Origin of the sequence: Acinetobacter sp. WCHAc060006, from assembly GCF_004209135.1 — a bacterium.
Classification (GTDB): domain Bacteria; phylum Pseudomonadota; class Gammaproteobacteria; order Pseudomonadales; family Moraxellaceae; genus Acinetobacter; species Acinetobacter cumulans.
Genome location: NZ_SGSS01000002.1, coordinates 14,672 through 39,031, shown reverse-complemented (window position 1 = coordinate 39,031; position 24,360 = coordinate 14,672). Strand labels below are relative to the sequence as shown.

The following is a 24,360-nucleotide window of genomic DNA, read 5'->3' as shown; positions in this document are numbered from 1 at the left end:
GATTCGGTGTCGATTATAGTCATCTCAGTGTTCGCTGTATAACCCTAAAGATGATTTAGCGCGATTGAAATTTAAAAACTCAGAGTGCTTAAAGATGCAAAATATTGATAATCTATAAATTATTTTAAAAATACACATAGGCTTGTTGTCTGTTTTTCAGGCATAAACTCTAAAAACCTGCCAGATACAAACGCAATGTATTGAGCTAAATTTTTAACTGTTCTGAATACCATTCAGTAAAAAATACCCCTGCATATTTAAAAATTAGACCCGCACAAAGCCAATAAAAAAGAGGCACGTTGCCCCTTTTTTATGTTACTGAATTGAATCTGTTATACAGCATCTAAAACAGCAAAAAATGACTTAACGTTTAAAGTTAGACAGCAAAGCTGATGTAATTGATTTATTATTTTGCACAACTTTCGTTTTTTTCGCTTTGGCTGAATTGTCTTCTACACGTTCAATCTTGACCGCTTTAAATTTATCACCATTTTTCACTGCGGTAAATTTCACACGATCATGACGTTTTGGTTCACCATCTGCAGATGGAAAATCTGAAATATGGAAGAAAATATCTCCCTCAGATGAACCGATAAAACCATAGCCCTTTTCAGGATCATATTGTTTGACTTTACCTACGTACACTTCATCTTTCATGCTACTGTCCTATGCTCAAATATCTTTTCATCATTATATAAAAAAGAGGCTATGAAAGCCTCTTTTTTCATTCGGTACTAAAATTAGTCTTTTTGTACTGAACCAAAAATTTTGTCACCCGCATCGCCTAAACCAGGAACGATGTAGCCATTTTCATTAATACCGTTATCTACAGAAGCCGTAAAAATGGTCACATCTGGATGTGCAGTTTCAACACGTTTGATCCCTTCTGGCGCAGCAACCAATACCATCACGCGGATGTCTTTACAGCCACTTGCTTTTAATACATCAATAGCAGCAACTAGCGATGAACCTGTTGCAAGCATTGGATCGATAATCATCGCAATACGGTTTTGTACGTCTGGTACTAATTTTTTATAGTAAGTACGCGCTTCAAGTGTTTCTTCGTCACGCTCTAAACCAAGTACTGATACTTTTGCACTTGGAATGAGGTTTAAGAAACCATCCAGCATACCAATACCTGCACGTAAAATTGGCACAACCGTAATTTTTTTACCCGCAATACGGTCTACAGTTACTTTACCTGCCCAGCCATCAATTTCATGGTCACACACAGGTAAATCTTTTGTTGCTTCATAAGTCAAAAGCATAGTGACTTCTTGCGCAAGTTCACGGAAATTCTTAGTGCTGATGTCAGCACGGCGCAATAAGCCAAGTTTATGACGGATTAATGGATGACGGATTTCATGGATAGCCACGGGAGAACACCTAAAAGGTTAAGATCAAATTCTATCTATTATAGTAAATTTTGCCGTACGATAAAATTAAAAAAGCCCCCTTTACAGGAGGCTTTTTTGTAATAACTGAGCTAAATAGCTAAATTAGTTAAATCCGCTTTGTACTAAAGACAAAATGAATTGTTGTAATTCTGGTGAAATCGCAAAGAAAGCAACTTTAGAAATTGCAATGATTGGGTCTGGATACACACCAATCAACAATACTAATGCAGCAGCGCCTAACACCATGATACCACCCACTTTTTGACCCCAGTGATCGACAGCATCGATACGTGGGTTTTCTGGTGGTGTCATATAAAGTACAACCATTACACGTAAGTAGTAGTACAAACCAATACCTGAACCAACGATAACCATAGCTGCAAGGAACCATTCTTGGCCAGCAACAGCAGCTTTCACAACCATGAACTTACCAATGAAGCCCGCAGTTAATGGAATACCTGCAAGAGACAGCATCATTACAGTTAAAGTTGCAGTTAGTACTGGACGACGCCAGAACAAGCCACGGTATTCAGCCAAGCTACCTGCTTCGTCTGTATTGTTATATGGACTAGACATAAGTGTTACTACACCGAACGCGCCGATTGTTGTTAACACATAAGTAATCACATAAATGTTTACAGATTCGAAAGTTGCAAAACCTTGAAGTTGTAAGAAATCAGTATTTTTTGCACTGATAATTGCAACCAATAAATAACCAAAGTGTGCAATTGAAGAGTATGCAAGGATACGTTTCAAGTTCACTTGACGAACTGCAAGTAAGTTACCTGCAAGAATCGAAAGTACTGCAATAATGGTTAATAGTGTTACGAAGCTGTCTGCAAGGATTAAACCTGAAGACAATAAGTAACGAACAAATAAACCAATCATCGCCACTTTAGCAACAGTTGCTAAGAATGTAGCGATTGGTGCTGGCGCACCTGCATATACGTCTGGTGTCCATTTATGGAATGGCGCAAGAGACAATTTAAATGCAACTGCAAATACAATAAGCGCTAAGCCAAGTACAACAGCTGGTTGACCAAATGTTGTAAATAATTTACCTGGCTCAGAAACGAAGTTTAATGAACCTGTGTATGCATATACATACGCCATACCCATCAACAACATCGCTGAAGCTGTTGCAGAAAGTACAAGGTATTTCACACCCGCTTCAAGCGATTGAGAACGTTGATGTGTGTACGCCAATAGACCGTATACAGGAATCGACATTAACTCAAGGCTGATGAAGAACGACGCATAATGCGTGCTTGCAACCATAAGCATTGCACCTGTTACAGATACAAGCATAAGGATGTAAAGTTCTTCGCGGTTGTCTTTATACGTTTCGATGTACGCATGTGACAGTGTGCAGCATGCAAGCGCTGCCACCACAATCACAAACTGATACAGCATCGTAAACGGATCTACGATGAACAAATTCATTACGTTTGCAGGTGCATATTGACCAGCAAGCACAATAAATACGATATATAAGGCAGCAAGGTTCAAACCAATAACGGATGTCGTTGCTGCTAAATTATGATTACGCTTAATCGCAACCAGCAACATCACCACTACTGCTGTTAAAGCAACAATCATGACTGGCGCTAGAGGCATAAGCTCTGCAAATGACATTGTGAAGTTCATGACTTATTGGATCTCCACATTTTCAGCTGAAACGACAGCCTGCTGAACTGTCTCAACTGTTTCTTGAACAGGAATGTAGCTATTCGCTAACCACGCCATGCTTGAATTAGAAACGTCAAGGAACGTTTGTGGGAATAGACCCAACCACACCAGACCCAACGCACAGATCAGTAAAATCACAACTTCACGTACATTCAAATCTTTTAATGGAGATGAATAATGTGCTTTTTGCACTTCATTTGGCGTACCAAAAAGTGCTTTGTGAATCAGGATCAAACCATACAAACCAGCGAATACAAGGCTTACTGCAGCAAGAATTGTATACACAGGGAATTTTGCGTATGAGCCCATCAAAATCAGGAATTCACCGATGAAGTTACCTAAACCTGGGATACCCACAAGCGCAGCAACAAAGAACATCAAGAAGAATGCAAGATATTTAAACTGACCACGGATACCACCCATCAAACGCATATCACGCGTATGAAGACGTTCGTAAACCTGACCACACATAATGAACAAGGCAGCAGATGAAAGACCATGCGCCAACATCATAATCATCAAACCTTGGAAGGTTAAGATGTTACCAGCGTAGATCGCTAGAAGGACAAAGCCCATGTGCGAAATAGACGTATACGCCAAAAGACGTTTCATATCTGTTTGCTGGAATGCACACCACGCGCCGTAGAAAATACCAATCAGACCCAAAATAATCGCGATATCAGCAAATTGTGCTGAAGCCATTGGGAAGAATGGAATAACGAAACGAAGTAAGCCGTATGCCGCTGTTTTAATCAAGATACCCGCTAAGTCAACAGAACCTGCTGTTGGTGCTTGAGCATGCGCATCTGGTAACCAGCCGTGTAATGGGAAAACTGGAAGTTTTACCGCAAAACCAATGAACAAACACACCATAAATGCATAAGCAAGTGCTGGTGCTTGAGCTTCTACTGTATGAGCAACGCCCATTAAGTAGTTGTAGTTGAAGCTAAGTTGACCATTTAATGAGTAACCTACAGCAACTAAGCCAAGGATACCGATTAACATGATTAAACCAGCAACTTGTGTATAGATGAAGAATTTAGTTGCTGCGTAAACGCGTGACTTGCCTTCCGCACCACGGTGACCCCAAAGTGCGATTAAGAAGTAGATAGGTACAAGCATCATCTCCCAGAAGAAGAAGAACAAGAACATATCAATCGCAAGGAATACACCGATTACACCACCCAAAGACCATAAAAGGTTTAAGTGGAAGAAACCAACATTCTTTTGAATCTCACCCCATGAACAGCCTACTGCTAACACACCAAGGAGTGCAGTTAAACCCACCATAAGAAGTGATAAACCATCCACCGCAAGGTGAATGTTAATTCCGAGTGTTTGAATCCAAGGAATATTGAATTGAGCAGCCCAAGTTGGTGCTTGGCTACCTAATTCATAGCTATATGTACCTGTTTGCCAAAGTGCAATGGTTAAACCCAAAGTCACAAGCATACCAATCAAGGCGATATAGCGTGGCAAGTGTTGGTCGAGTTTATCGACCAACCAGCATGCGAAACCTGCAATGAACGGAATAAGGATCAGAGCGGGTAAAATTAAATTATTAGCTTCCATTTTATTTCCCCACGACCTGAATCACGACCAAGATCAACAGTAGGACAACCGTACCGAATGCCATACTCGATGCGTATTCACGCAAAGAACCCGTTTGACGTGAACTTGTGAAGCTGTTACCTGCTTTAACAAGTGCAGGCAATACTAGCCACAAGCCATCAATTGGATCACGACCTAAGATTTTCGCGATAAGCAAATATGGTTTCACGAATACAAGGTTGTATAACGCATCGAAACCAAGTGCATTACGGCAGATATTCGCAAGACCCGCACCCAAAGAAGTTTTAGCAAATGCTTTAACTGCATTATATGCGAAGGCAAATAACACAACACCAACCACAAGACCTGCAAGTGCAATACCTACAGCTGTGTATTCAGCACTGTGCATACCATGCTCAAGCGCTTCAGGAACATTAAACGCAGGGATTTGAGCTGCATTTAAAATATTAGTTACTGGTGCTTTTAATACATAAGCAAGACCTGTTGACAACACCGCAAGGATGGCCAATGGACCCCAGTAAGTTACACCTTTAATTTCATGGTAAGGCGTGTTTTCTTTACCAAAGAATACAACCCAAATTAAACGGAATGTATAAATAGACGTTAAGAATGCACCTGCAACACCAGTCCAGTATAAGCAATCATATACTGCAACAGCTTGGCCTTTCACCCATACCGCACCCAAGATCGCATCTTTAGAGAAGAAGCCGATTGTGATGAATGGGATTGCTGCCAAGGCACCACCACCAATTGCAAAACATGCAAATAGGAATTTGTTCTTATGGAACAAGCCACCCATTTTGAAAATGTTTTGTTCGTGATGGTAAGCAAGAATTACCGCACCAGAAGAAAGGAACAATAACGCTTTAAAGAACGCATGCGTAAGCATGTGGAATAGGCCTGCTTGGTAAGCTTCAGCACCCACTGCCATAAACATATAACCCAACTGACTCATCGTAGAGTAAGCAAGAATACGTTTGATGTCGGTTTGTACCAATGCTGCAAAACCAGCAACCAATAATGTTACCGCACCTGTGATAGAGATAAACATCATCACTTCAGGCGCTTGTTCAAACACAGTGAACATACGGCAGCACAGGTAAACACCTGCTGTTACCATTGTTGCTGCGTGGATCAATGCAGATACTGGTGTAGGACCAGCCATCGCATCTGCCAACCATGTTTGTAATGGAATTTGCGCAGATTTACCTGCCGCACCCAAGAACAACATTAATGCTGTCCAGATTGCGATCGATGAACTTTGTGCCAATACAGTCGGTGCAGCCGCAACCACTTCTGCAATGTTTAAAGTACCAAACTGTTGGTAGATTAAGAACAATGCAATTAGTAAGAATACGTCACCCACACGCGTTACAGTGAACGCTTTAATCGCAGCAAAGCCATTTGCAGGGTTTTGGTAGTAGTAACCAATCAATAGATAAGAACACAGACCTACGCCTTCCCAACCTAAGAACAATAACGCCAAGTTATCGCCCAAAACGAGAAGCAACATGCTTGCTACGAATAGGTTGAAGTAAGAGAAGAAACGTGCAAAATCTTCTTCACCACGCATATACCACGTTGCGAAGATGTGAATAAGGAAACCTACACCTGTAATCATGCCCATCATCAGTAATGACAGACCATCAAGATGTAGTGAGAAGCCTGGTGCTAAACCACCAACGCTAAACCAAGTCCACAAATGCTGTGTTGTTGCAACTGAACCGTTATTTACAAAGTCCAAGCCAGCAATCAAAGCAAATAATGCAGATAGACCAACAGAACCTGCACCAATAACCGCTACAAGTTTTTCAGGTAGGTTATTACGACCTGCCGCTAAAAGGATAAAACCAATGAGCGGAAATAATACTGTTAAATATAAATAGCTCATCCGCGCATCTCACTAGCAGCATCCACATCCAAATGATGGAAGCGATGATAGAACTGAAGGACGATAGCAAGACCGATACAAGCCTCTGCCGCAGCAAGCGTTAAGATCAAGATGAACATGATTTGGCCATCTGGTTGCGCCCATGCGCTCCCTGCCAAAACGAACGCCAAAGCAGCAGCGTTCATCATGATTTCAAGGCTCATCAAAATAAATAGTAAGTTGCGTCGTACCATTACACCGTAAAAACCCAGTGCAAAAAGAATGGTTGCAACGATCAAACCATGTTCTAAAGGGATGTTGCCCATTATTCTTTTTCCTCTTCTGCACTTGGTTCACGTTTACCAAGATGGAATGCTGCAACTAGTGCACCAAGCAATAACATCGCGGCAACTTCAACCAATAATAAGTACTGAGTAAAGAGTGTTGTACCTACAGCTTTAGGACCAACAATTTCCGCACCCATCACCAAAGAAGGTTTGGTGTAGTCTGAACCCAACATCCATACAAGAACGAGGCCCATGAGGAAGCTCATCAACGCAGGATAAGCCCACGCAGATGAAGTTAGCCACTTGCTTTCTTGTTCCATGGTTTGTTGACCCAAGTTCAACATCATCACAACGAATACGAACAAAACCATAATGGCACCTGCGTATACGATGATTTCAAGTGCACCAGCAAACGGCGCACCCACGATCATGAACATACCAGCAACAGCAAGTAATGAAACAATTAAGCTTAATAAAGCATGTACTGGATTCGTGTTAGTCACAACACGAATCGTAGAGACGATGGCCACAAGTGCCATCAAATAAAACGGCCACATCATGGTAATAGACTCCGTACATCAACAGGCGCACTTTCGCGTTGTGCTTGACCTTTGTCTTTACCTGCAACTGCCATACCGGTTACACGGTAGAAGTTGTAGTCAGGGTATTTACCAGGACCTGAGATAAGTAAGTGTTCTTTCTCATATACAAGGTCTTGACGAACGTATTCAGATAATTCGAAGTCTGGCGTCAACTGAATAGCAGTTGTCGGACATGCTTCTTCACACATACCGCAGAAGATACAACGTGAGAAGTTGATACGGAAAAATTCTGGGTACCAACGACCGTCTTCTTGTTCAGCTTTTTGTAGTGAAATACAGCCAACTGGACATGCAACCGCACATAGGTTACATGCAACACAACGCTCTTCGCCATCTGGGTCACGCGTCAATACAATACGACCACGGAAACGTGGTGGCACGATTTCTTCGGCTGGCACTTCTGGATATAGAATCGTGTCACGTTTACGCGTTGCGTGGCTAAACACCATCCAAAGCGAACGTACAATCGATCCAAACCCGGCTAGAAATTTAAACATTTTGTTCTCCCTGCCCTTACCACAACACAACTGCGGCAGTAACTAGCAAGTTAACTAACGCTAATGGCAAGCAAATTTTCCAGCCAAAGTTCATTACTTGGTCATAACGAGGACGCATTAAAGAGCCACGCGCTAAAACGAACATCATTACAAAGAATGCTGTTTTGATAATGAACCAGAATGCTGCTGGAACATACGGAATTTCAAGGTTGAATGGCGCTAACCAGCCACCGAAGAATAAAGTTACGATTAAAGCAGAGATCAATACTACGTTTACGTATTCCGCAACGAAGAACATACCCCATTTCATACCGCCATATTCGACATGGTAACCTTCCGCCAATTCTTGTTCTGCTTCTGGTTGGTCAAATGGATGACGGTGAGTTACCGCAACACCCGCAACCACGAAGATTAAGAAACCTAAGAATTGAGGAACAACAAACCAAACATCTTTTTGCGCTTCAACAATTTCACGCATGTTGAATGAACCAGCAATTGCCACTACACCCATCAACGAGATACCCAAGAACACTTCATACGAAATGGTTTGAGCAGCAGAACGTAAACCGCCAAGTAATGCATATTTGTTGTTTGAAGACCAACCACCAAACAATACTGCGTAAACCGCAATACCTGCCATTGCCATAAAGAACAACAAGCCAATGCTCATGTCCGATACGCCTAAATAAGGCGATACCGGAATAACCATGAACGATAACACCGCAGTTGCCATTGCAACAGCTGGTGCTAAACGGAATGTTAATTTGTCAGCAAATTTTGGTGTCCAGTCTTCCTTAAACATGATTTTAAGCATGTCGGCAACAATCTGGAACATACCGCCCGGACCTACACGGTTCGGACCATAACGGTCTTGCCACAATGCAAGTAGACGACGTTCAATAAACGACATTAACGCAGCGATCAAAACTACAACCAGTAAGATCACAATCGCTTGAACTACAGAGTAGGCAATCGGCCAGTTCTCAGCCCAAAGCGGCGTTTGACGTATTAATTCTTGTTGCATGAATTACACTCCTACCGCGACTGAAACAGGCTCAGCAAGAGAAACCGTTGGTGCTAGACCAATTGGGTAACCAATATAACCTGTCGGTAAATATTCAATTACTTGTACTGGCAATACGATTTCTGTTTCGCCAGCTTTCACTGTAATTGTTTGACCGTCTTGAACATTTAAGCGAGTCGCATCTTGTTCACCTACAGCAAATACTGCTTCAGGAATACGTGTTTCCATTGCAGGTGTTTTCACTGTAAATTCGCCAGATGCAAAAATGTGATGCATAGGCACTAAACGGAAGCTTTCAGCGTTTGCTACTACTGTTGCTGGAGCAACAAAAGTACGTGCTGGACGTTTCGCTAAACGATCGAATAAACGAACGCCTGAATCACCACCTTTCAAGTGACCACCCACGTTGTCTTGGAATTTATTCCAAGCTTGTGGTGAGTTCCAACCTGCAGACCAAGCAAACGGCACCAATGGTGATGGCGTTTGATTACCCACATAACCTTCCATAGAGAACGTTAATGCAGAATCTTTGTCTGTTGGCTGTTTAGGCTCATGAATTGAAAGTGGTGCACGCATTGCTGTACGACCAGAGTAACGACGTGGTTCACGTGCCACTTTAAGACCATGTACACGGAAGCCCGCATCTGGTGCTACATCTTGAATTGCTTCAAGTGCAGGTACGTTTTTCGCAACTGACTCGATGACATCATCAAGAAGTGTCCAAGAAATCGCTTTACCTTTCACACCGGTTTCAATGGCATGTAACCAGCGCCAAGATTCTTTGATCGCAAGTTCAGGTTTGTAATAGCTTGGGTCATACACTTGGTAGAAACGTTGTGCACGGCCTTCTTGAGAAACAACAGTACCATCACCTTCAGCGAAGCTTGCTGCAGAAAGTACGATATTTGCTTTTGCAACAGTCGCAGTTTCTGAGTGGTCAAGTACGATTACTTCTTTGCCAGCAAGAGCTGCATCTACTTGAGCTGCAGGTAAACGACGGTAAAGGTCATTTTCAACCACAACAACAGTATCAAAGTCTTGTGCAAATGCTTGCTCTAAGCTTTGGCCACCAAAGATTGCTAAGCCCATTGAGTTCACTTCTGGAACAGTCAATGTAAGACCTGCATTACCAAGGTTTTGTGCAACTTGTGCTGCAGCTTCCATGATTGATGCGTCTTGTAAGCTTGTACCTGAGATGATCAGTGGTTTTTTCGCTGCTTTTAAAGTGTCAGCAATGGTTTGTGCAAATGCTTTCGCATCGTCAGCAAGACCAGTCACTGTTTCACCTTTAACCGCAGCTGCAACTGCAAAGCCTAAACGCGCGATGTCGTTTGGAGATGCAACCACTTCGCCTTCAGCAATATCAGACAAACGTGTTTGTGTCGCAGCAAGAATGTAAATTGGAGATTTAGCATCTTGAGCAATACGTTGTACAGGTTCAGCCAACCAGTCTTGTGTACGGCGCTCTGCAGCCATCTCTTTGCCTTTATTTTTCGCAGCTTGGCGAACAGATAAAGCCATACGAGGCGCAGTTTGAGTCAGATCTTCACCCAAAATTAACACTGCATCATAGCTTTCAATTTCACGCATACCTGGGTTGTAAACACCCTCGGTTTGCATAATAGAAGCGGCTAATTCAACAAGGCTTTGCTCTTTTTGAGACATACCTGTTGAGTAGTTGTCTTGACCAACCAATTCGCGAAGCGCGAAGTTTGATTCAAGTGATGCACGTGGAGAACCAATACCCAATACTTTTTTGCCTTGAACTTTAGCAATTACAGTATCAAGTGCTGTATCTACAGATACAGTTTCTACAGTTGAACCATTACGGAACTGCGGTTGACGTGGACGATCAGCACGGTTCACATAACCTGTACCAAAACGGCCTTTGTCACATAGGAAGTATTGGTTAACTTCACCGTTAAAACGGTTTTCTACGCGACGTAATTCGCCATAACGTTCGCCCGGAGAGATGTTACAACCAGAAGAACAGCCTTGGCATACGCTTGGCGCATACTGCATGTCCCATTTACGGTTGTAGCGTTCTGAGTGAGTTTTGTCTGTAAATACGCCTGTTGGGCAAACTTCAGTTAAGTTACCAGAGAATTCAGACTCTAAAGTACCTGATTCTGGGCGACCAAAGTAAACACGTGACGCATTGGCATACACACCAAAGTCTGTACCACCCGCGTAGTCTTTGTAGTAACGAACACAACGGTAGCATGCGATACAACGGTTCATTTCATGTGAAATGAAAGAGCCTAGCTCTTGGTTGTAGTGCGTACGTTTTGTGAAACGGTAACGACGGCGGTCGTGTTGTGTCATCACAGTCATATCTTGTAAATGACAGTGACCACCTTCTTCACACACTGGACAGTCGTGTGGGTGGTTGGTCATCAAGAATTCAACAATCGAAGCACGGAAATCTTTGGCTTCTTTGTCTTCAACTGAGATGTAGGTATTGTCAGATGCAGGCGTCATGCACGACATCACTAAACGACCACGGGTATCTTCCGGGTTCGCATATTGAGTCACAGCACATTGACGGCAAGAACCGACAGAACCTAAGGATGGGTGCCAACAAAAGTATGGGATGTCAATACCAAGACTCAAACATGCTTGTAGCAAGTTTTCCGAGCCGTTGACTTCATACGATTTTCCATCGACATGAATTGTAGCCATAGTCGAATTCCTTAAGCTTGTTCTACGTTGCTAACTTGAGCAGCAGCATTTACTACTTTTGCTTCAAATTCGCCACGGAAATGTTTGAGTGCGCCCATTAATGGTTCCATCGCACCTGGAGCGTGAGCACAGAAAGTTTTACCAATCCAAAGCTTACGAGTAAGCTCTTGTAAATGGTCAATATCTTCTTTTTTACCCGTGCCATCTTCCAATGCTTTAAGCGCTTTAACCGCCCAAGGTAAACCGTCACGGCAAGGCGTACAGAAACCACATGACTCACGTGCAAAGAATTCTTCGAGGTTACGTGTTGCTGAAACCATACATTGAGTTTGGTCTACAACCATGAGCAAACACGTACCTAAACGTGAACCCGCTTTCATGATGTTTTCTGCATCCATCGGTAAGTCGATGTGTTCAGCAGCCAAGAAGTCAGTTGATGCACCACCTGGTAACCATGCTTTTAGCGTTAAGCCATCACGCATACCACCGGCATGATCTTCAATCACTTCACGCGCAGTTGTACCAAATGGAAGTTCCCATAAACCAGGGAATTTCACTTTACCTGAAGCACCATAAATTTTTGTGCCTGGATCTTTTGATTTACCTTGAGATAAACCAACATACCACTCAGGACCACGAAGCATAATTGCTGGTAAGTTGTTGTAGGTCTCTACGTTGTTTACGATTGTAGGACGACCCCAAGCACCTGCAACTTGCGGGAATGGCGGTTTAGTACGAGGGTTCGCACGGCGACCTTCAAGCGAGTTAATCAATGCAGTTTCTTCACCACAGATATAACGGCCCGCACCTGTATGCACATGTAGATCAAAGCTCCAACCTGTACCGAGGATGTTTTCACCCAAGTAACCTTTGGCACGAATTTGCTCTAATGCTTCGTTCAGGTATTTCGCAGCTTCAATGTATTCGCCACGAATAAAGATATAACCGTGAGTTGCTTCAAGCGTATAACCCGCAATCAACATCCCTTCGATCAATTGGTGAGGAAGATCTTCCATCAACAAACGGTCTTTGAACGTACCTGGTTCCATTTCATCGGCGTTACAGATGAGGTAACGAGGACCTGAGTTATCATTTGGCGCCATAAGCGACCATTTAATACCTGCTGGGAAACCTGCACCACCACGGCCTTTTACAGTCGCAGCTTTAATCACGTCCAGTACTTCTTTCGGTTGCATACCTAAAGCTTTTTTGAAGCCTGCATAGCCTTCAAGTGCTTCATAGTCGTCTGCACCACGAACATTCGCTTGCTTGCTTAAACGCCAAGTGAGCGGATGAGTTTCTGGGTTACCGTCGCCATAAATTGGTTTTGGTTCAGTATTCATACATACTTCTCCAATAACTGTTTAATTGATGTCACTTCAACTAATCCGTGAGTATCTTCATCAATCATCAACGTTGGACCTTTATCACAGTTTCCTAAGCAGCAGATTGGAAGCAAAGTGAAACGGCCATCAGCAGTCGTTTGACCAAACTGAATACCTAATTCACGTTGAAAAGCTTCCGCTAAAGTTTCTGCACCCATCAAGAAACACGCAATTGAATCACATAATAAAATTACGTGACGGCCAACTGGTTGACGGTAAATACGGTTATAGAATGTTGCTACACCTTCAAGGTCAGCAAGTGTCATGCTCAGCAATTGAGCAATCGCATTCATTTGTGCATCATCTACCCAGCCATTACGACGTTGAACGCATTTTAATGCATCCAAACACGCTGCACGTGGGTACGGATAATGCTCAATGTGATGTTGGATATCGTGAATTTCGTCCGCAGTCAAAATCCCTTCAACATTCACACGTGGCTTTTTATCAGTCAAAATCATCATAATGCGTTACCCCTTAGCGATCCACGTCAGCCATTACGACGTCAATTGTCGCTAAATAAATGATTAAGTCAGATACAAGACTGCCGTTAATCACAGAAGGCATTTGCTGTAAGTGCGTGAAGGTTGGTGTACGAATACGCGTACGGTAACTCATCGTCGACTTATCAGACGTGATGTAGTAGTTCGACGCACCTTTCACCACTTCTGCCATTACAGATGCTTCACCTGCAGGCATTACAGGACCCCAAGATACGCTCAAGAAGTGCGTAATCAGCGTTTCAATATCTTGTAATGTCTTATCTTTTGGTGGTGGAACAGCCAGTGGATGATCTGCTTTGTACGCACCAGAAGGCATGTTGTCTAAACATTGCTTGATGATTTTGAGTGATTCTTCAATTTCACGGAAGTGAACAAGAACACGTGCATAAGCATCGCCTTCGTACTCTAACGGTACATCAAAGTCGTAGTTTTCATAGCCACTGTATGGACGGTACTTACGTACGTCAAAATCGATACCTGTAGCACGTAAACCTGTACCTGTTACGCCCCATGCCAATGCAGATTTTGCATCGTACTGAGCAACATTACGGGTACGACCGATGAATACTGAGTTTTTAAGCGCAGCAGTATAGTACTCTTTCAAACGACCTGGCATCCAATCCAAAATTTCACGGATTAGTTTGTCCCAACCATTTGGTAAGTCATGCGCAGTACCGCCAATACGGAACCATGCTGGGTGCATACGGTAGCCTGTGATCGCTTCGATTGCGTCATAGATTTTTTGACGATCGGCGAACATATAGAATACAGGCGTCATACCGCCGGCATCCTGAATCGCAGTACCAATAAACAGCAAGTGGTTATTAATACGGAACAATTCAGACATCATGACACGGATACATTGCGCACGGTCAGGTACAGTAATACCCGCCATTTGCTCCACACCCATCACATAAGGCATGTTTTGTGCACAACCACCTAAGTAGTCCACACGGTCTGTATACGGAATGAATGAGTGCCAAGTTTGACGCTCAGCCATCTTCTCTACACCACGGTGGTGGTAGCCGATGTCTGGTACGCAGTCTTTAACTTCTTCACCGTCCAACTGCAAAATTACACGGAATGCACCATGCGCAGATGGATGGTTAGGACCCAAGTTCAAGAACATGAAGTCTTCGTCAGCATTGCCACGTTTTAGACCCCAATCTTCAGGTACAAAACGTAGGTGTTCTTGCTCGAAATCTTGCTTCGCTTGGTTCTGCATATACGGTGTATATTCAGTTGCACGCGCAGAATATTCTTTACGAAGTGGGTGACCTTCCCAATATGTTGGCAACAAAATACGACGGAGCATTGGATGCCCTTCGAAATTGATACCAAACATGTCGTAAGCTTCACGTTCATACCAGTTCGCATTCGGCCAAATGTTGGTTGCAGTTTGGATGTTTAAGTCCGATTCGCTTAACGCAACTTTGATACGAATGTCACTGTTACGCTCTAGCGATAACAAGTGATAGAACACGGTGAAGTCAGACGCAGGTAAACCGTCGCGGTGCGTACGTAAACGCTCATCTACCGCAGACAAGTCAAACAGCATAACGTAAGGACGTGACACTGTACGCAAGAACATTAATACGTCTTGTACACGTGCGCGCTCAACCCAGACTGTTGGAAAGTCTTCGAAAGTCGTTTGCACATAGAAGTTCTCACCAAATTTGGCTTTGAGCTCTTCTACAATTGCAAATGCTGGGCGTGAATCAACAGGCGTTGATTCTGGCATAGCAATTTCAGTTTCAGCCATTAGCTTGGCTTCCTATTTAATACAAATTCAGTCAACCTAAACGACAATTACACCCATGTAGGGTGCATCAAACATTTGTCGTTTAAATTATTTAATTTCATCCATAGAGCGCAGGTTTTTCACAGCAATACGCTGTGCTTGTTTGCGGTCACGTTCTGGCTGCATCTTTGGCTTATACACTGGCTTAAGATCATCACCAATTACCGCAGACAATGGGCGGCGCTCGAGTTGAATTTGGTCTTGCAATAACATTAATGCTTGAATTAACGCTTCAGGACGTGGTGGGCAACCCGGAATGTACACATCCACAGGAATAATTTTATCCACACCTTGTACAACTGAGTAGATGTCGTACATACCACCTGAATTTGCACATGCACCCATAGAAATCACCCACTTAGGTTCAAGCATTTGTTCATACAAACGTTGAATTACAGGGGCCATTTTCATGAAACATGTACCAGCAACAATCATCACATCGGCCTGACGCGGTGAAGCACGAATTACTTCGGCACCAAAACGTGATAAGTCATGCACGCCTGTTAAGGTCGTTGCATACTCTACGTAGCAGCATGATGTACCAAAGTTAAACGGCCAAACTGAGTTCTTACGACCCCAGTTTACTGCTGTATGCATCAAGTCCTCTAAACGAGTCATGAATACATTTTTATTCACTTCTTCTTCAAGCGGATCAGTAACGATTTGACGCTCTTGAAGTGGATATTGATCAGCATCCGGATTCGCACGGGTTAATGTATATTTCATCCCGTCTTACTCCTTATCAGATGACGCAGCCGCTGATTTTTTCACACGGCCAGAAGATTGAGCTGGAATTTGACCAGTAGGGTCAATTACCAATTCTTCAATTGAGTTAAAGCGGGTAATTTCAGCAAGGTCCATAGTTGGTGAACCAATTTTAGGTTTAATCCCTGCTGCTTTACGTTTGTCTGATGGTGACCAGTTCAGAGCACCAGTAGAGAATTCGTAAATCAAACCAACGAGTAAAACTAAAATAAATACGGCAGCAGCTGCAAAACCAATCCAGCCCACTTCACGCACTGATACAGCCCATGCATAAAGGTATAGTGCTTCTAAGTCGAAAACGACAAAGAAAATAGCCACTAAATAGAATTTTGCAGACAAGCGGATACGAGCACCGCCTGCACCAACAACACCTGACTCAAACTGCTCTTGCTTAGCACGGCCCCACGATTTACCCCCTAGGAGTAACGGGACAGTGAGCATAAAGACGCATAGAAACGTAACGCCGATCACGAAGGCAATAATTGCCCATTCGTATGGAGTAATGGCACTCATGCGGGGATAACTCCTGGCAGGCCTAATTTATTAACAAAGAATGTATGTATTGGCCTTCAAATACACCAAACACAAAATTAATCCCGCCAATTGTACCTGATTTCTGATTTCACTTGCTAGTTCATAAGCCTTAGTCTTTTGGATGATTTTTTGGACATTTTTAGCTATAAGCTACGCTCTGGCTGTATTTTCAAGCAAATCATCGCTTTATTAAATAATTTTCCAAGTTATGATTATTTTTATAAATTTTCATCATTTTCACGCCAACACACCACAAAAACACATATTTTAATAAAAAATATCACCAACCGATCAAATAAAAAAATATGTTAAATAATTTATTATTTTCAATAAAAATATCACAATACGATAATTTTAATAATTTTTACCACATCAATTATCCCCCAATGAAACATTATTCAATTTATTTTTTCACCAATAGTTTAGCTTGCGATAAGAATTAATCCTCTTTTTTTTAAACATAGCTCATATTCAAACGCAGGCACATTTGTATTTTTTTGCAACAAATTCAAGTGACCTATCTGCTTTTAAAAAGAATTATGCTATTCCTAATTAAAACAACTTAAATAGAACCTGAGGGAGCAAGAAATGAATTTAGAATTCACACACAAACCAAACTATTTTTTGTTTGCCCAGCTGATTGTTCGTCATATTGAAAATTATATTGAAAAGCACCCAGATGCGAACAATGCCATTTTTGATTTGCGCGATATCTATGAATTGTTCCGTCAAGATAAAGCCTCTGCCACCACAAATCTCGATGGAATTTTAAATATTGCTGATGAATATAAAGTGGAAACACTCAATGGCGATGAAAAGCTCATTAGTCGCTATAACATTGATGCTCAAAATAACTCACTGCTGATTGACTTTAATAGTAACGCATTAGATAGCCTAAAAAATGGCAAGAAAATTATTCCGCCTGATGCAACAGTTTATGAATAAAGTACGACCTAGCTTAAAAGAGCGTATAAAAAGCCATTCTTGAAAGAATGGCTTTTTATGTGATCTGCAATGAAAACTCAGTCACCTATGGTTTTAATATTATATTTACTATGAATCTGTATTGTCTGACTCATTGCGCTCAACAGACTTTGTCCGTTTAAAGCGATTTGCAGGCCATGTCATGGTAAAGCGTGCCCCACCCAAACGCGGACTTTCATCGATCACCACTTGTCCACCAAACCAGTAAGCAATACGACTCACAATTGAAAGCCCTAAACCATAGCCACCTGAAGCACGAGTACGACTATCATCCAAGCGGGCAAACGCTTCAAAAATACGAGTACGCTCTTCTTCAGGAATACCCGGACCATCATCTTCTACACAGACATAGGCATTGCCAAATTCATCTAAACCACCACTAACTACCACGCGATTATCGCAATAGCGCACAGCATTGCCCATCAAGTTTTGTACTACGCGATGCAAATAGCGTCGCTCTGCATCAACTTCTATATGCAAAGGTGGTGCTTGTAGCTCAAGGGTTTTGCCTGTTTTTAAAGCTTCAGTTTCTATAACCACCTGATCCAAGAGCTCAAACAATGAAACTTTTTCAAATTCTAAAGAAGGCATGCCCTGCTCTAGTTTTGCATAAGTCATGATCTCATCAATTAAGGTATTGAGTGCCTCAATATCTTTATCAATCATTTCTACCTGTTGTAAACGGTACTCATAGTCATCTTCGTCGGCCAACATTTCCATGGCAAAACGAATACGTGCAACTGGGGTACGAAGCTCATGCGATACCGCTCGCATTAATTCACGCTGCGCCTCTATGAGACGTTCAATATGATCAGACATATTGTTATAACTGGATGCCAAGGAACCCATTTCGTCCGCACTATCTACAGGTAAACGAACCGTCATATCGCCTGTTTTCATTTTATTTAAGGCAAAATTAACCGCACGTAGTTTGCGCTGCATCGGCACCAGCAAGCCATACACACCAAGACTTAAGACAAATAAGCTTAATAAAGTAATGCCTGCTGCCAATTGAAAAGGCATCCAATTAAATAACGGTACAGGCCCCATAACCAAGACTTCAGACGTTGAACTTGGAATAGGAGAAACGATAGAGATGGTTGTACCACGTACAGAAGCACTGTCGCGATATAAAATAATACTGTGATCTAAACGTAGGCGTCCTATTTGCTCTGAATCTAGAGGCAAATCTTGCACATTTTGAATTTCAATTGGATAAGTAAAATAATGTTGAATCTTTTCTAGATATTTCTTTTCTTGTCCAGGATAGTAAACCAAATAATCCAATACAAATACCGGCAATGCCTTCATTTGCCGTTCTGTAATTTTATCTGCCTTAATATATAACAAGTGCTCAGGATCTTCCTGCAAGCCCATAATAATATAAGCAACATTCGTCTGAGCATCCCAACGCACCACGGCTTTACGCTTTTCTAAACGCTTGGCTTCTGCACGTGTTAAATCAACTTTTTCAGCTTTCACATAGTAAATAGGTAATTCCAGCAAAGCTGATGCATCTGAAATCCAATCCATTTTTTGTTGTGGATTGTTCTGACGTGCCACCCCTTCACTGATGATATACGCCATACCATCGGTTAAAGTCTCGCGATATTCTTGCGCACGCTGATAGTTAATAATCTGTACCAGTAAATAACTGAACAGCGCTACCAGCACCACAAGTATGACTAAACCTGTGTATATGCGCAAAAAAATACTATGTTTTAACAATTAGGGTGTCCTACAGCTCAAACTGGTGAAACGGCATCGCTTAAATGCCGTTGGTTTCTTTAACAAAAAGATAACCCTTACTACGAACTGTTTTAATTCGTTTTGGATTTTCTGGATCATCACCAATTTTTGGACGAATACGAGAAATACGTACGTCGATTGAACGGTCTTGGCCATCGTATTCAATACCACGTAGGCGTTCAAAAATATCTTCACGCGACAGGATACGCCCAGCATTCGATGCCAACAACCATAAAAGGTCATATTCCGCACTAGTAAAATCAACAAGTTCATTGTTTAAAGTGACTGAACGACCACCGTTATCAATTACGAGATCATCAAATTCAATGCGCTGCGCTACTTCTTCTTCTGGTGCTTTGTCTGTGCGACGTAACAATGCGCGAATACGTGCAAGCAATACGCGTGGTTGCACAGGTTTTGCTACATAGTCATCTGCACCCATTTCTAGACCCAATACTTGGTCCATATCTTCAGTACGTGCAGTCAACATTAAAATAGGTTGATGATAATGCGGACGCACTTCGCGACAAATGGTTAAACCATCAGCGCCTGGAAGCATTACATCAAGCACAACAAGATCTGGTTGTTCAGCAATGATACGACGAATCGCACGATTACCGTCTGGCTCTACCCCAACCTCTAATCCATTACGGATTAAATATTCTTGCGTTAAACGTGCAAGACGCTCGTCATCTTCAACAATTAAAATTTTTGGTAACTTTTCTTCTTGACTCATGTGAAGCCCCTTTATAGTAGTGCTTAGGTATCCTTTTGAAATCCAATAGATACGGCTAAATATAATTTGCAATATACACACGTTTACATTGTAAACAAGGGGGCGTTCACCAAACTGATACATCAATGCAACTTTTAATTAAAACTTATGGAGACTTTGAATTCCTTATCTTTTTTCTTTATACACCCACAAATTCCTGCCTTTTATTTAAAAATTAAGCGATGAAATGAATATCGGCTTGCAACATTTTTATACATCTGGTGACTCTGTGTTCAAATAAGTTTTTGTGCATTTTCACTTATCCACAAGGTTATCTATAAGCACTTAATCCTAGCTTTGTTATGCTAGTGCCTTGTCTAATAAGGCATATACAAGAATCATAAAAAAAATGGATTTTTTTGCGATTGCGTCAAGCCAAAACTGACCAAAACATTTAGATAAATGTCAATATTGATCTAGCCAATTTTTTCCCGTATCTTGTGTCCAATTCACTTTTAAACCACTAAGTCTTGTGTTTATTCCTCAAACACTGTGGCACATTTTTTGCCCAGTTCAAACGGCCATGAACATAACAATAGATGATAATGGAGCTATGCTGACATGAGCGTAATTACTTCAACCCCAGGCCAAATTCAGGTGATTAAACGCACCGGAGACGTGGCTACTTTTGATGCAGAAAAAATTTCTGTAGCAATTGGGAAAGCGTTCTTGGCTGTTGAGGGTCAACAAAGTACTGACTCTAGCCGTATCCACGACCGTATTTCTCAACTTACCGAGATGGTATTAAATACGTTCAATCGCCGTTTGCCTTCTGGTGGCACAATCCACATTGAAGAAATCCAAGACCAAGTTGAACTTGCACTAATGCGTACAGGCGAGCAAAAAGTTGCTCGTGCATACGTTATTTACCGTGATCAACGTGCAGAAGCGCGTAAAGCGACAGGTGCACACCATCACCCTACACTACAAATCACAGGTGCGAATGGCCAGCTTCAACCTCTAGATTTGAGCGCTTTAGAAGCCAATGTTGTAAAAGCAGCTGAAGGCTTAGAAGGCATTGACGTTCAAGCGATTGTTGAAGAAACCGTTAAAAACCTCTACAACGGCGTAAAAGAGTCAGACATCTCTACAACAATGATGATGGCAACACGTACACGTATTGAACAAGAACCAAATTATACATACGTGACTGCGCGTTTACTCCGTAACGAGCTTGTAGCAACTGGCTTAGAGTTTTTAGGTTTAGATGTAGAAACCGCTGAAGGTGATGCACTTGAGACTTTCTTAAAGAAAGGTATCGAGCTTGATTTACTTTCTCCAGAACTTCTTAATTTTGACCTTGCAAAATTGGCTACTGCAATCAAACCTGAACGCTCAAACCAATTTACATATTTAGGTCTACAAACTTTATTTGACCGTTACTTCATCCACTCAGATGGCGTACGTTTTGAATTACCGCAATTGTTCTTCATGCGTGTTTCTATGGGTCTATCACTCAATGAAGCAAACCGTGAAGAACGTGCGATCGAATTCTATGACCTATTGTCTAGCTTCGACTACATGGCTTCTACACCCACCCTATTTAACTCAGGTACGCTTCGTCCACAGTTATCTAGCTGCTACTTAACAACCATTGATGATGACTTGTTTGATATTTATGGCGCAATGCGTGATAACGCAATGTTGTCTAAATGGGCAGGCGGTTTAGGTAACGACTGGACACCAGTTCGTGCGCTTAACTCATACATTAAAGGTACGAATGGTAAGTCACAAGGTGTTGTACCGTTCCTTAAAGTTGCCAACGATACTGCTGTAGCGGTAAACCAAGGTGGTAAACGTAAAGGTGCAGTATGTGCATACCTTGAAACTTGGCACTTGGATATCGAAGAATTCCTAGAACTTCGTAAGAACACAGGTGATGACCGCCGTCGTACGCATGACATGAACACAGCGAACTGGGTTCCTGACTTATTCATGCAACGTGTATTTGAAGATGCTGAATGGACACTATTCACGCCTTCTGAAACGCCTGATCTGCATGACTTAACAGGTGCTGAATTCGCTGAGCGTTATGCTTACTATGAAGGCATTGCGAAAGAAACAAATATGTTGCACAAGAAAATCCGTGCAAAAGATTTGTGGCGCAAAATGCTCTCTATGTTGTTTGAAACTGGCCACCCTTGGATCACATTCAAAGACGTATGTAACCTACGTTCACCACAACAACACGTGGGTGTAGTTCACTCTTCTAACTTGTGTACAGAAATTACGCTGAATACAAGCAAAGATGAAATTGCAGTATGTAACTTAGGTTCGATTAACCTTGTACAACACGTTCAAGGTGGTGTGTTAGACCGTGAAAAACTTGCGCGCACAGTGAAAACTGCGGTTCGTATGTTAGACAACGTAATTGACATCAACTACTACGCTGTTCCTCAAGCGCGTAACTCGAACTTGAAACACCGTCCAGTTGGTATGGGCATCATGGGCTTCCAAGATGCACTTTACGAAATGAAATTGGCTTATGGTTCAGAAGCTGCGGTTGAGTTTGCTGACGAATCAATGGAAGTTATTTCTTACTACGCAATTGCAACATCTAGCGACTTAGCTGTTGAACGTGGTACTTACGAAACATTTAAAGGTTCATTGTGGGATCAAGGTATTTTACCAATTGACTCGCTTGACCTTGTTGCAAAAGCACGCCCTGAGCGCATGTTTGAAGTTGACCGTACAACACGTTTGGACTGGGATACTTTACGTACTAAAGTTCAAAAAGACGGTATGCGCAACTCAAACGTGATGGCAATTGCACCAACTGCAACCATTTCGAATATTTGTGGCGTATCTCAATCAATCGAACCAACATTCCAAAACTTATATGTGAAATCTAACCTTTCTGGTGAATTCACTGTAATCAACCCGTACCTAGTACGTGCGTTGAAAGACCGTGGTCTTTGGGATTCTGTGATGGTGAACGACCTGAAACACTTTGAAGGTTCTGTTCAAAAGATTTCGCGTATTCCTGAAGAGCTTAAAGCGATCTTCGCGACTGCGTTCGAAGTTGAGCCACGTTGGATTGTGGATGCTGCATCACGCCGTCAAAAATGGATCGATCAAGCACAGTCTCTTAACCTTTACATCGCTGGTGCAAATGGTAAGAAACTGGACATGACATACAAAATGGCGTGGTTACGTGGTCTTAAGACAACTTATTACCTACGTGCATTGGGTGCGACTTCTGCTGAGAAATCAACCATTAATACGGGCGCATTAAACGCAGTTAAACCTGCTACTGTTGCAGCGCCTGTAGCCGCGGTTGCAGCTCCTGAAGCAAAACCAGAAGTTCCTGCAGAGGAAGACGGCTTTGCAAATGCAGCGCCAGTGCCACAAGCATGTTCAATTGACAACCCTGATTGTGAGGCTTGTCAGTAAATAATCCTCCCCGACCCTCCTTTTTCAAAGGAGAGAGATTCATTGAAGCAAATGGCGGGATGCAAGTCCCCCTTTGCAAAAGGGGGATTTAGGGGGATTCAAAATTTAAGCAATAAAAAAGCCCTCTAGCGTCCGTCAAAACTAACTAGAAGGCTTACAATCTCGAAGTGATACCAAAATGGTCACGAAGAGGCTGGCATATATCAATGCGGTGATAATTCTACCATTGAATTATTATTCGAGCCAGTACAAGTCATTTTGATTTGTAAAGGAACGAGCCATGGGACATATCAAAAGTGTACATGTTCGCTCATATATTCGACGTCGATTTAATCGATTCGAAAATGTATGTGCACACTATCGTAGTCAACCCAAGTAATTGAGATGACTAGAGAGGCTCTTTAGCCTCTCAACTTTAACTGTAAAGGGGGAACCATGATGCACATGACTCATAACTATCAAATAGGGCTAATTGCTTTGGTAGTTTCCTTTATTTTGACCTTTTACGTTCCAATTGCTTATTTCTGGTTCAAAGCCCATAAATCGCGTAATCAACATAAATAATACTGCGTGTTTATCTAGACTTAAAACTTATTTATTTCCTAGTCACCGCGTGAATTCGATCATACCAACACCGACTAGTTTTTCTTAAAGACCTCGATTCTATCGGGGATTTTCGACGTGGATTAAAAATATAAGTCAATGATTTTTATTGATTTTTTCAATAAAACATAAACAACAACTAATGCTATAAAAATCAAAAAATTATATGACAATTATAACTTCAATGGTTAATTTAGCATCCGACTCATCTATCAAATTTAGCCAATAAAAACTACAATACCTCCCAA

19 protein-coding genes are annotated in these 24,360 nt (G+C 42.0%); 2 read left to right on the top strand and 17 right to left on the bottom strand.

The window, feature by feature from the left end; all coding sequences use genetic code 11:
• Positions 1-363: 363 nt before the first annotated feature.
• The 15 genes from EXE29_RS01810 to ndhC form a co-directional block, all read right to left on the bottom strand.
• Entirely contained in the window at positions 364-657 is a 294-nt protein-coding gene (locus EXE29_RS01810; protein ID WP_106985493.1) for a cold-shock protein, read from the bottom strand.
• Between the two features lie 83 nt (positions 658-740).
• Positions 741-1,376 carry a uracil phosphoribosyltransferase gene (gene upp, locus EXE29_RS01805; protein WP_106985492.1) on the bottom strand — a complete coding sequence of 212 codons (636 nt, stop codon included), beginning with the start codon at positions 1,374-1,376 and terminating at the stop codon, positions 741-743.
• 123 nt (positions 1,377-1,499) lie between these two features.
• Complete coding sequence (nuoN, locus tag EXE29_RS01800; RefSeq protein WP_106985491.1) at positions 1,500-3,044, bottom strand: NADH-quinone oxidoreductase subunit NuoN; 1,545 nt, start codon at positions 3,042-3,044, stop codon at positions 1,500-1,502.
• 3 nt (positions 3,045-3,047) lie between these two features.
• Positions 3,048-4,658 carry an NADH-quinone oxidoreductase subunit M gene (gene nuoM, locus EXE29_RS01795; protein ID WP_117006418.1) on the bottom strand — a complete coding sequence of 537 codons (1,611 nt, stop codon included), beginning with the start codon at positions 4,656-4,658 and terminating at the stop codon, positions 3,048-3,050.
• 1 nt (position 4,659) lies between these two features.
• Entirely contained in the window at positions 4,660-6,549 is a 1,890-nt protein-coding gene (gene nuoL, locus EXE29_RS01790) for an NADH-quinone oxidoreductase subunit L (RefSeq protein ID WP_120363840.1), read from the bottom strand.
• The gene (nuoK, locus tag EXE29_RS01785; protein ID WP_005007970.1) at positions 6,546-6,854 is read right to left on the bottom strand and encodes an NADH-quinone oxidoreductase subunit NuoK; all 309 of its coding nucleotides are present in this window, start codon (positions 6,852-6,854) and stop codon (positions 6,546-6,548) included. Before nuoK ends, nuoL begins: the two co-directional genes overlap by 4 nt.
• Positions 6,854-7,372, bottom strand: coding sequence for an NADH-quinone oxidoreductase subunit J (nuoJ, locus tag EXE29_RS01780; RefSeq protein WP_171406245.1), 519 nt, complete (start codon positions 7,370-7,372; stop codon positions 6,854-6,856). Before nuoJ ends, nuoK begins: the two co-directional genes overlap by 1 nt.
• Positions 7,372-7,914: an NADH-quinone oxidoreductase subunit NuoI gene (gene nuoI / locus EXE29_RS01775; RefSeq protein WP_106985487.1), complete on the bottom strand. Its 543-nt coding sequence runs from the start codon at positions 7,912-7,914 to the stop codon at positions 7,372-7,374. The genes nuoJ and nuoI overlap by 1 nt, the downstream gene beginning before the upstream one ends.
• A gap of 16 nt (positions 7,915-7,930) precedes the next feature.
• Complete coding sequence (nuoH, locus tag EXE29_RS01770) at positions 7,931-8,938, bottom strand: NADH-quinone oxidoreductase subunit NuoH (protein ID WP_117006415.1); 1,008 nt, start codon at positions 8,936-8,938, stop codon at positions 7,931-7,933.
• Between the two features lie 3 nt (positions 8,939-8,941).
• Positions 8,942-11,620 carry an NADH-quinone oxidoreductase subunit NuoG gene (gene nuoG, locus EXE29_RS01765; RefSeq protein WP_120363841.1) on the bottom strand — a complete coding sequence of 893 codons (2,679 nt, stop codon included), beginning with the start codon at positions 11,618-11,620 and terminating at the stop codon, positions 8,942-8,944.
• Positions 11,621-11,631: 11 nt separating this feature from the next.
• Positions 11,632-12,963, bottom strand: a complete 1,332-nt coding sequence (gene nuoF, locus EXE29_RS01760) for an NADH-quinone oxidoreductase subunit NuoF (protein WP_106985484.1) — start codon at positions 12,961-12,963, stop codon at positions 11,632-11,634.
• The gene (gene nuoE / locus EXE29_RS01755; RefSeq protein WP_106985483.1) at positions 12,960-13,469 is read right to left on the bottom strand and encodes an NADH-quinone oxidoreductase subunit NuoE; all 510 of its coding nucleotides are present in this window, start codon (positions 13,467-13,469) and stop codon (positions 12,960-12,962) included. The genes nuoF and nuoE overlap by 4 nt, the downstream gene beginning before the upstream one ends.
• Positions 13,470-13,482: 13 nt before the next feature.
• Entirely contained in the window at positions 13,483-15,270 is a 1,788-nt protein-coding gene (nuoC, locus tag EXE29_RS01750) for an NADH-quinone oxidoreductase subunit C/D (RefSeq protein ID WP_106985482.1), read from the bottom strand.
• Positions 15,271-15,357: 87 nt separating this feature from the next.
• The gene (locus EXE29_RS01745; protein WP_086212662.1) at positions 15,358-16,035 is read right to left on the bottom strand and encodes a NuoB/complex I 20 kDa subunit family protein; all 678 of its coding nucleotides are present in this window, start codon (positions 16,033-16,035) and stop codon (positions 15,358-15,360) included.
• Between the two features lie 6 nt (positions 16,036-16,041).
• The gene (ndhC, locus tag EXE29_RS01740) at positions 16,042-16,587 is read right to left on the bottom strand and encodes an NADH-quinone oxidoreductase subunit A (RefSeq protein ID WP_106985481.1); all 546 of its coding nucleotides are present in this window, start codon (positions 16,585-16,587) and stop codon (positions 16,042-16,044) included.
• Positions 16,588-17,196: 609 nt separating this feature from the next.
• Here ndhC and EXE29_RS01735 point away from each other — a divergent pair.
• The gene (locus EXE29_RS01735) at positions 17,197-17,553 is read left to right on the top strand and encodes a hypothetical protein (protein WP_106985480.1); all 357 of its coding nucleotides are present in this window, start codon (positions 17,197-17,199) and stop codon (positions 17,551-17,553) included.
• A gap of 108 nt (positions 17,554-17,661) precedes the next feature.
• On the opposite strand, the gene bfmS is transcribed toward EXE29_RS01735, so the two are convergent.
• Both bfmS and bfmR read right to left on the bottom strand, forming a co-directional pair.
• On the bottom strand, positions 17,662-19,320 hold the full coding sequence (gene bfmS / locus EXE29_RS01730) for a sensor histidine kinase BfmS (protein WP_117006412.1): 1,659 nt from the start codon (positions 19,318-19,320) through the stop codon (positions 17,662-17,664).
• Positions 19,321-19,360: 40 nt separating this feature from the next.
• Entirely contained in the window at positions 19,361-20,077 is a 717-nt protein-coding gene (gene bfmR / locus EXE29_RS01725; RefSeq protein WP_106985478.1) for a response regulator transcription factor BfmR, read from the bottom strand.
• A gap of 600 nt (positions 20,078-20,677) precedes the next feature.
• Here bfmR and EXE29_RS01720 point away from each other — a divergent pair.
• Complete coding sequence (locus tag EXE29_RS01720; protein ID WP_120363842.1) at positions 20,678-23,509, top strand: ribonucleoside-diphosphate reductase subunit alpha; 2,832 nt, start codon at positions 20,678-20,680, stop codon at positions 23,507-23,509.
• The last annotated feature ends 851 nt before the right edge of the window (positions 23,510-24,360 follow it).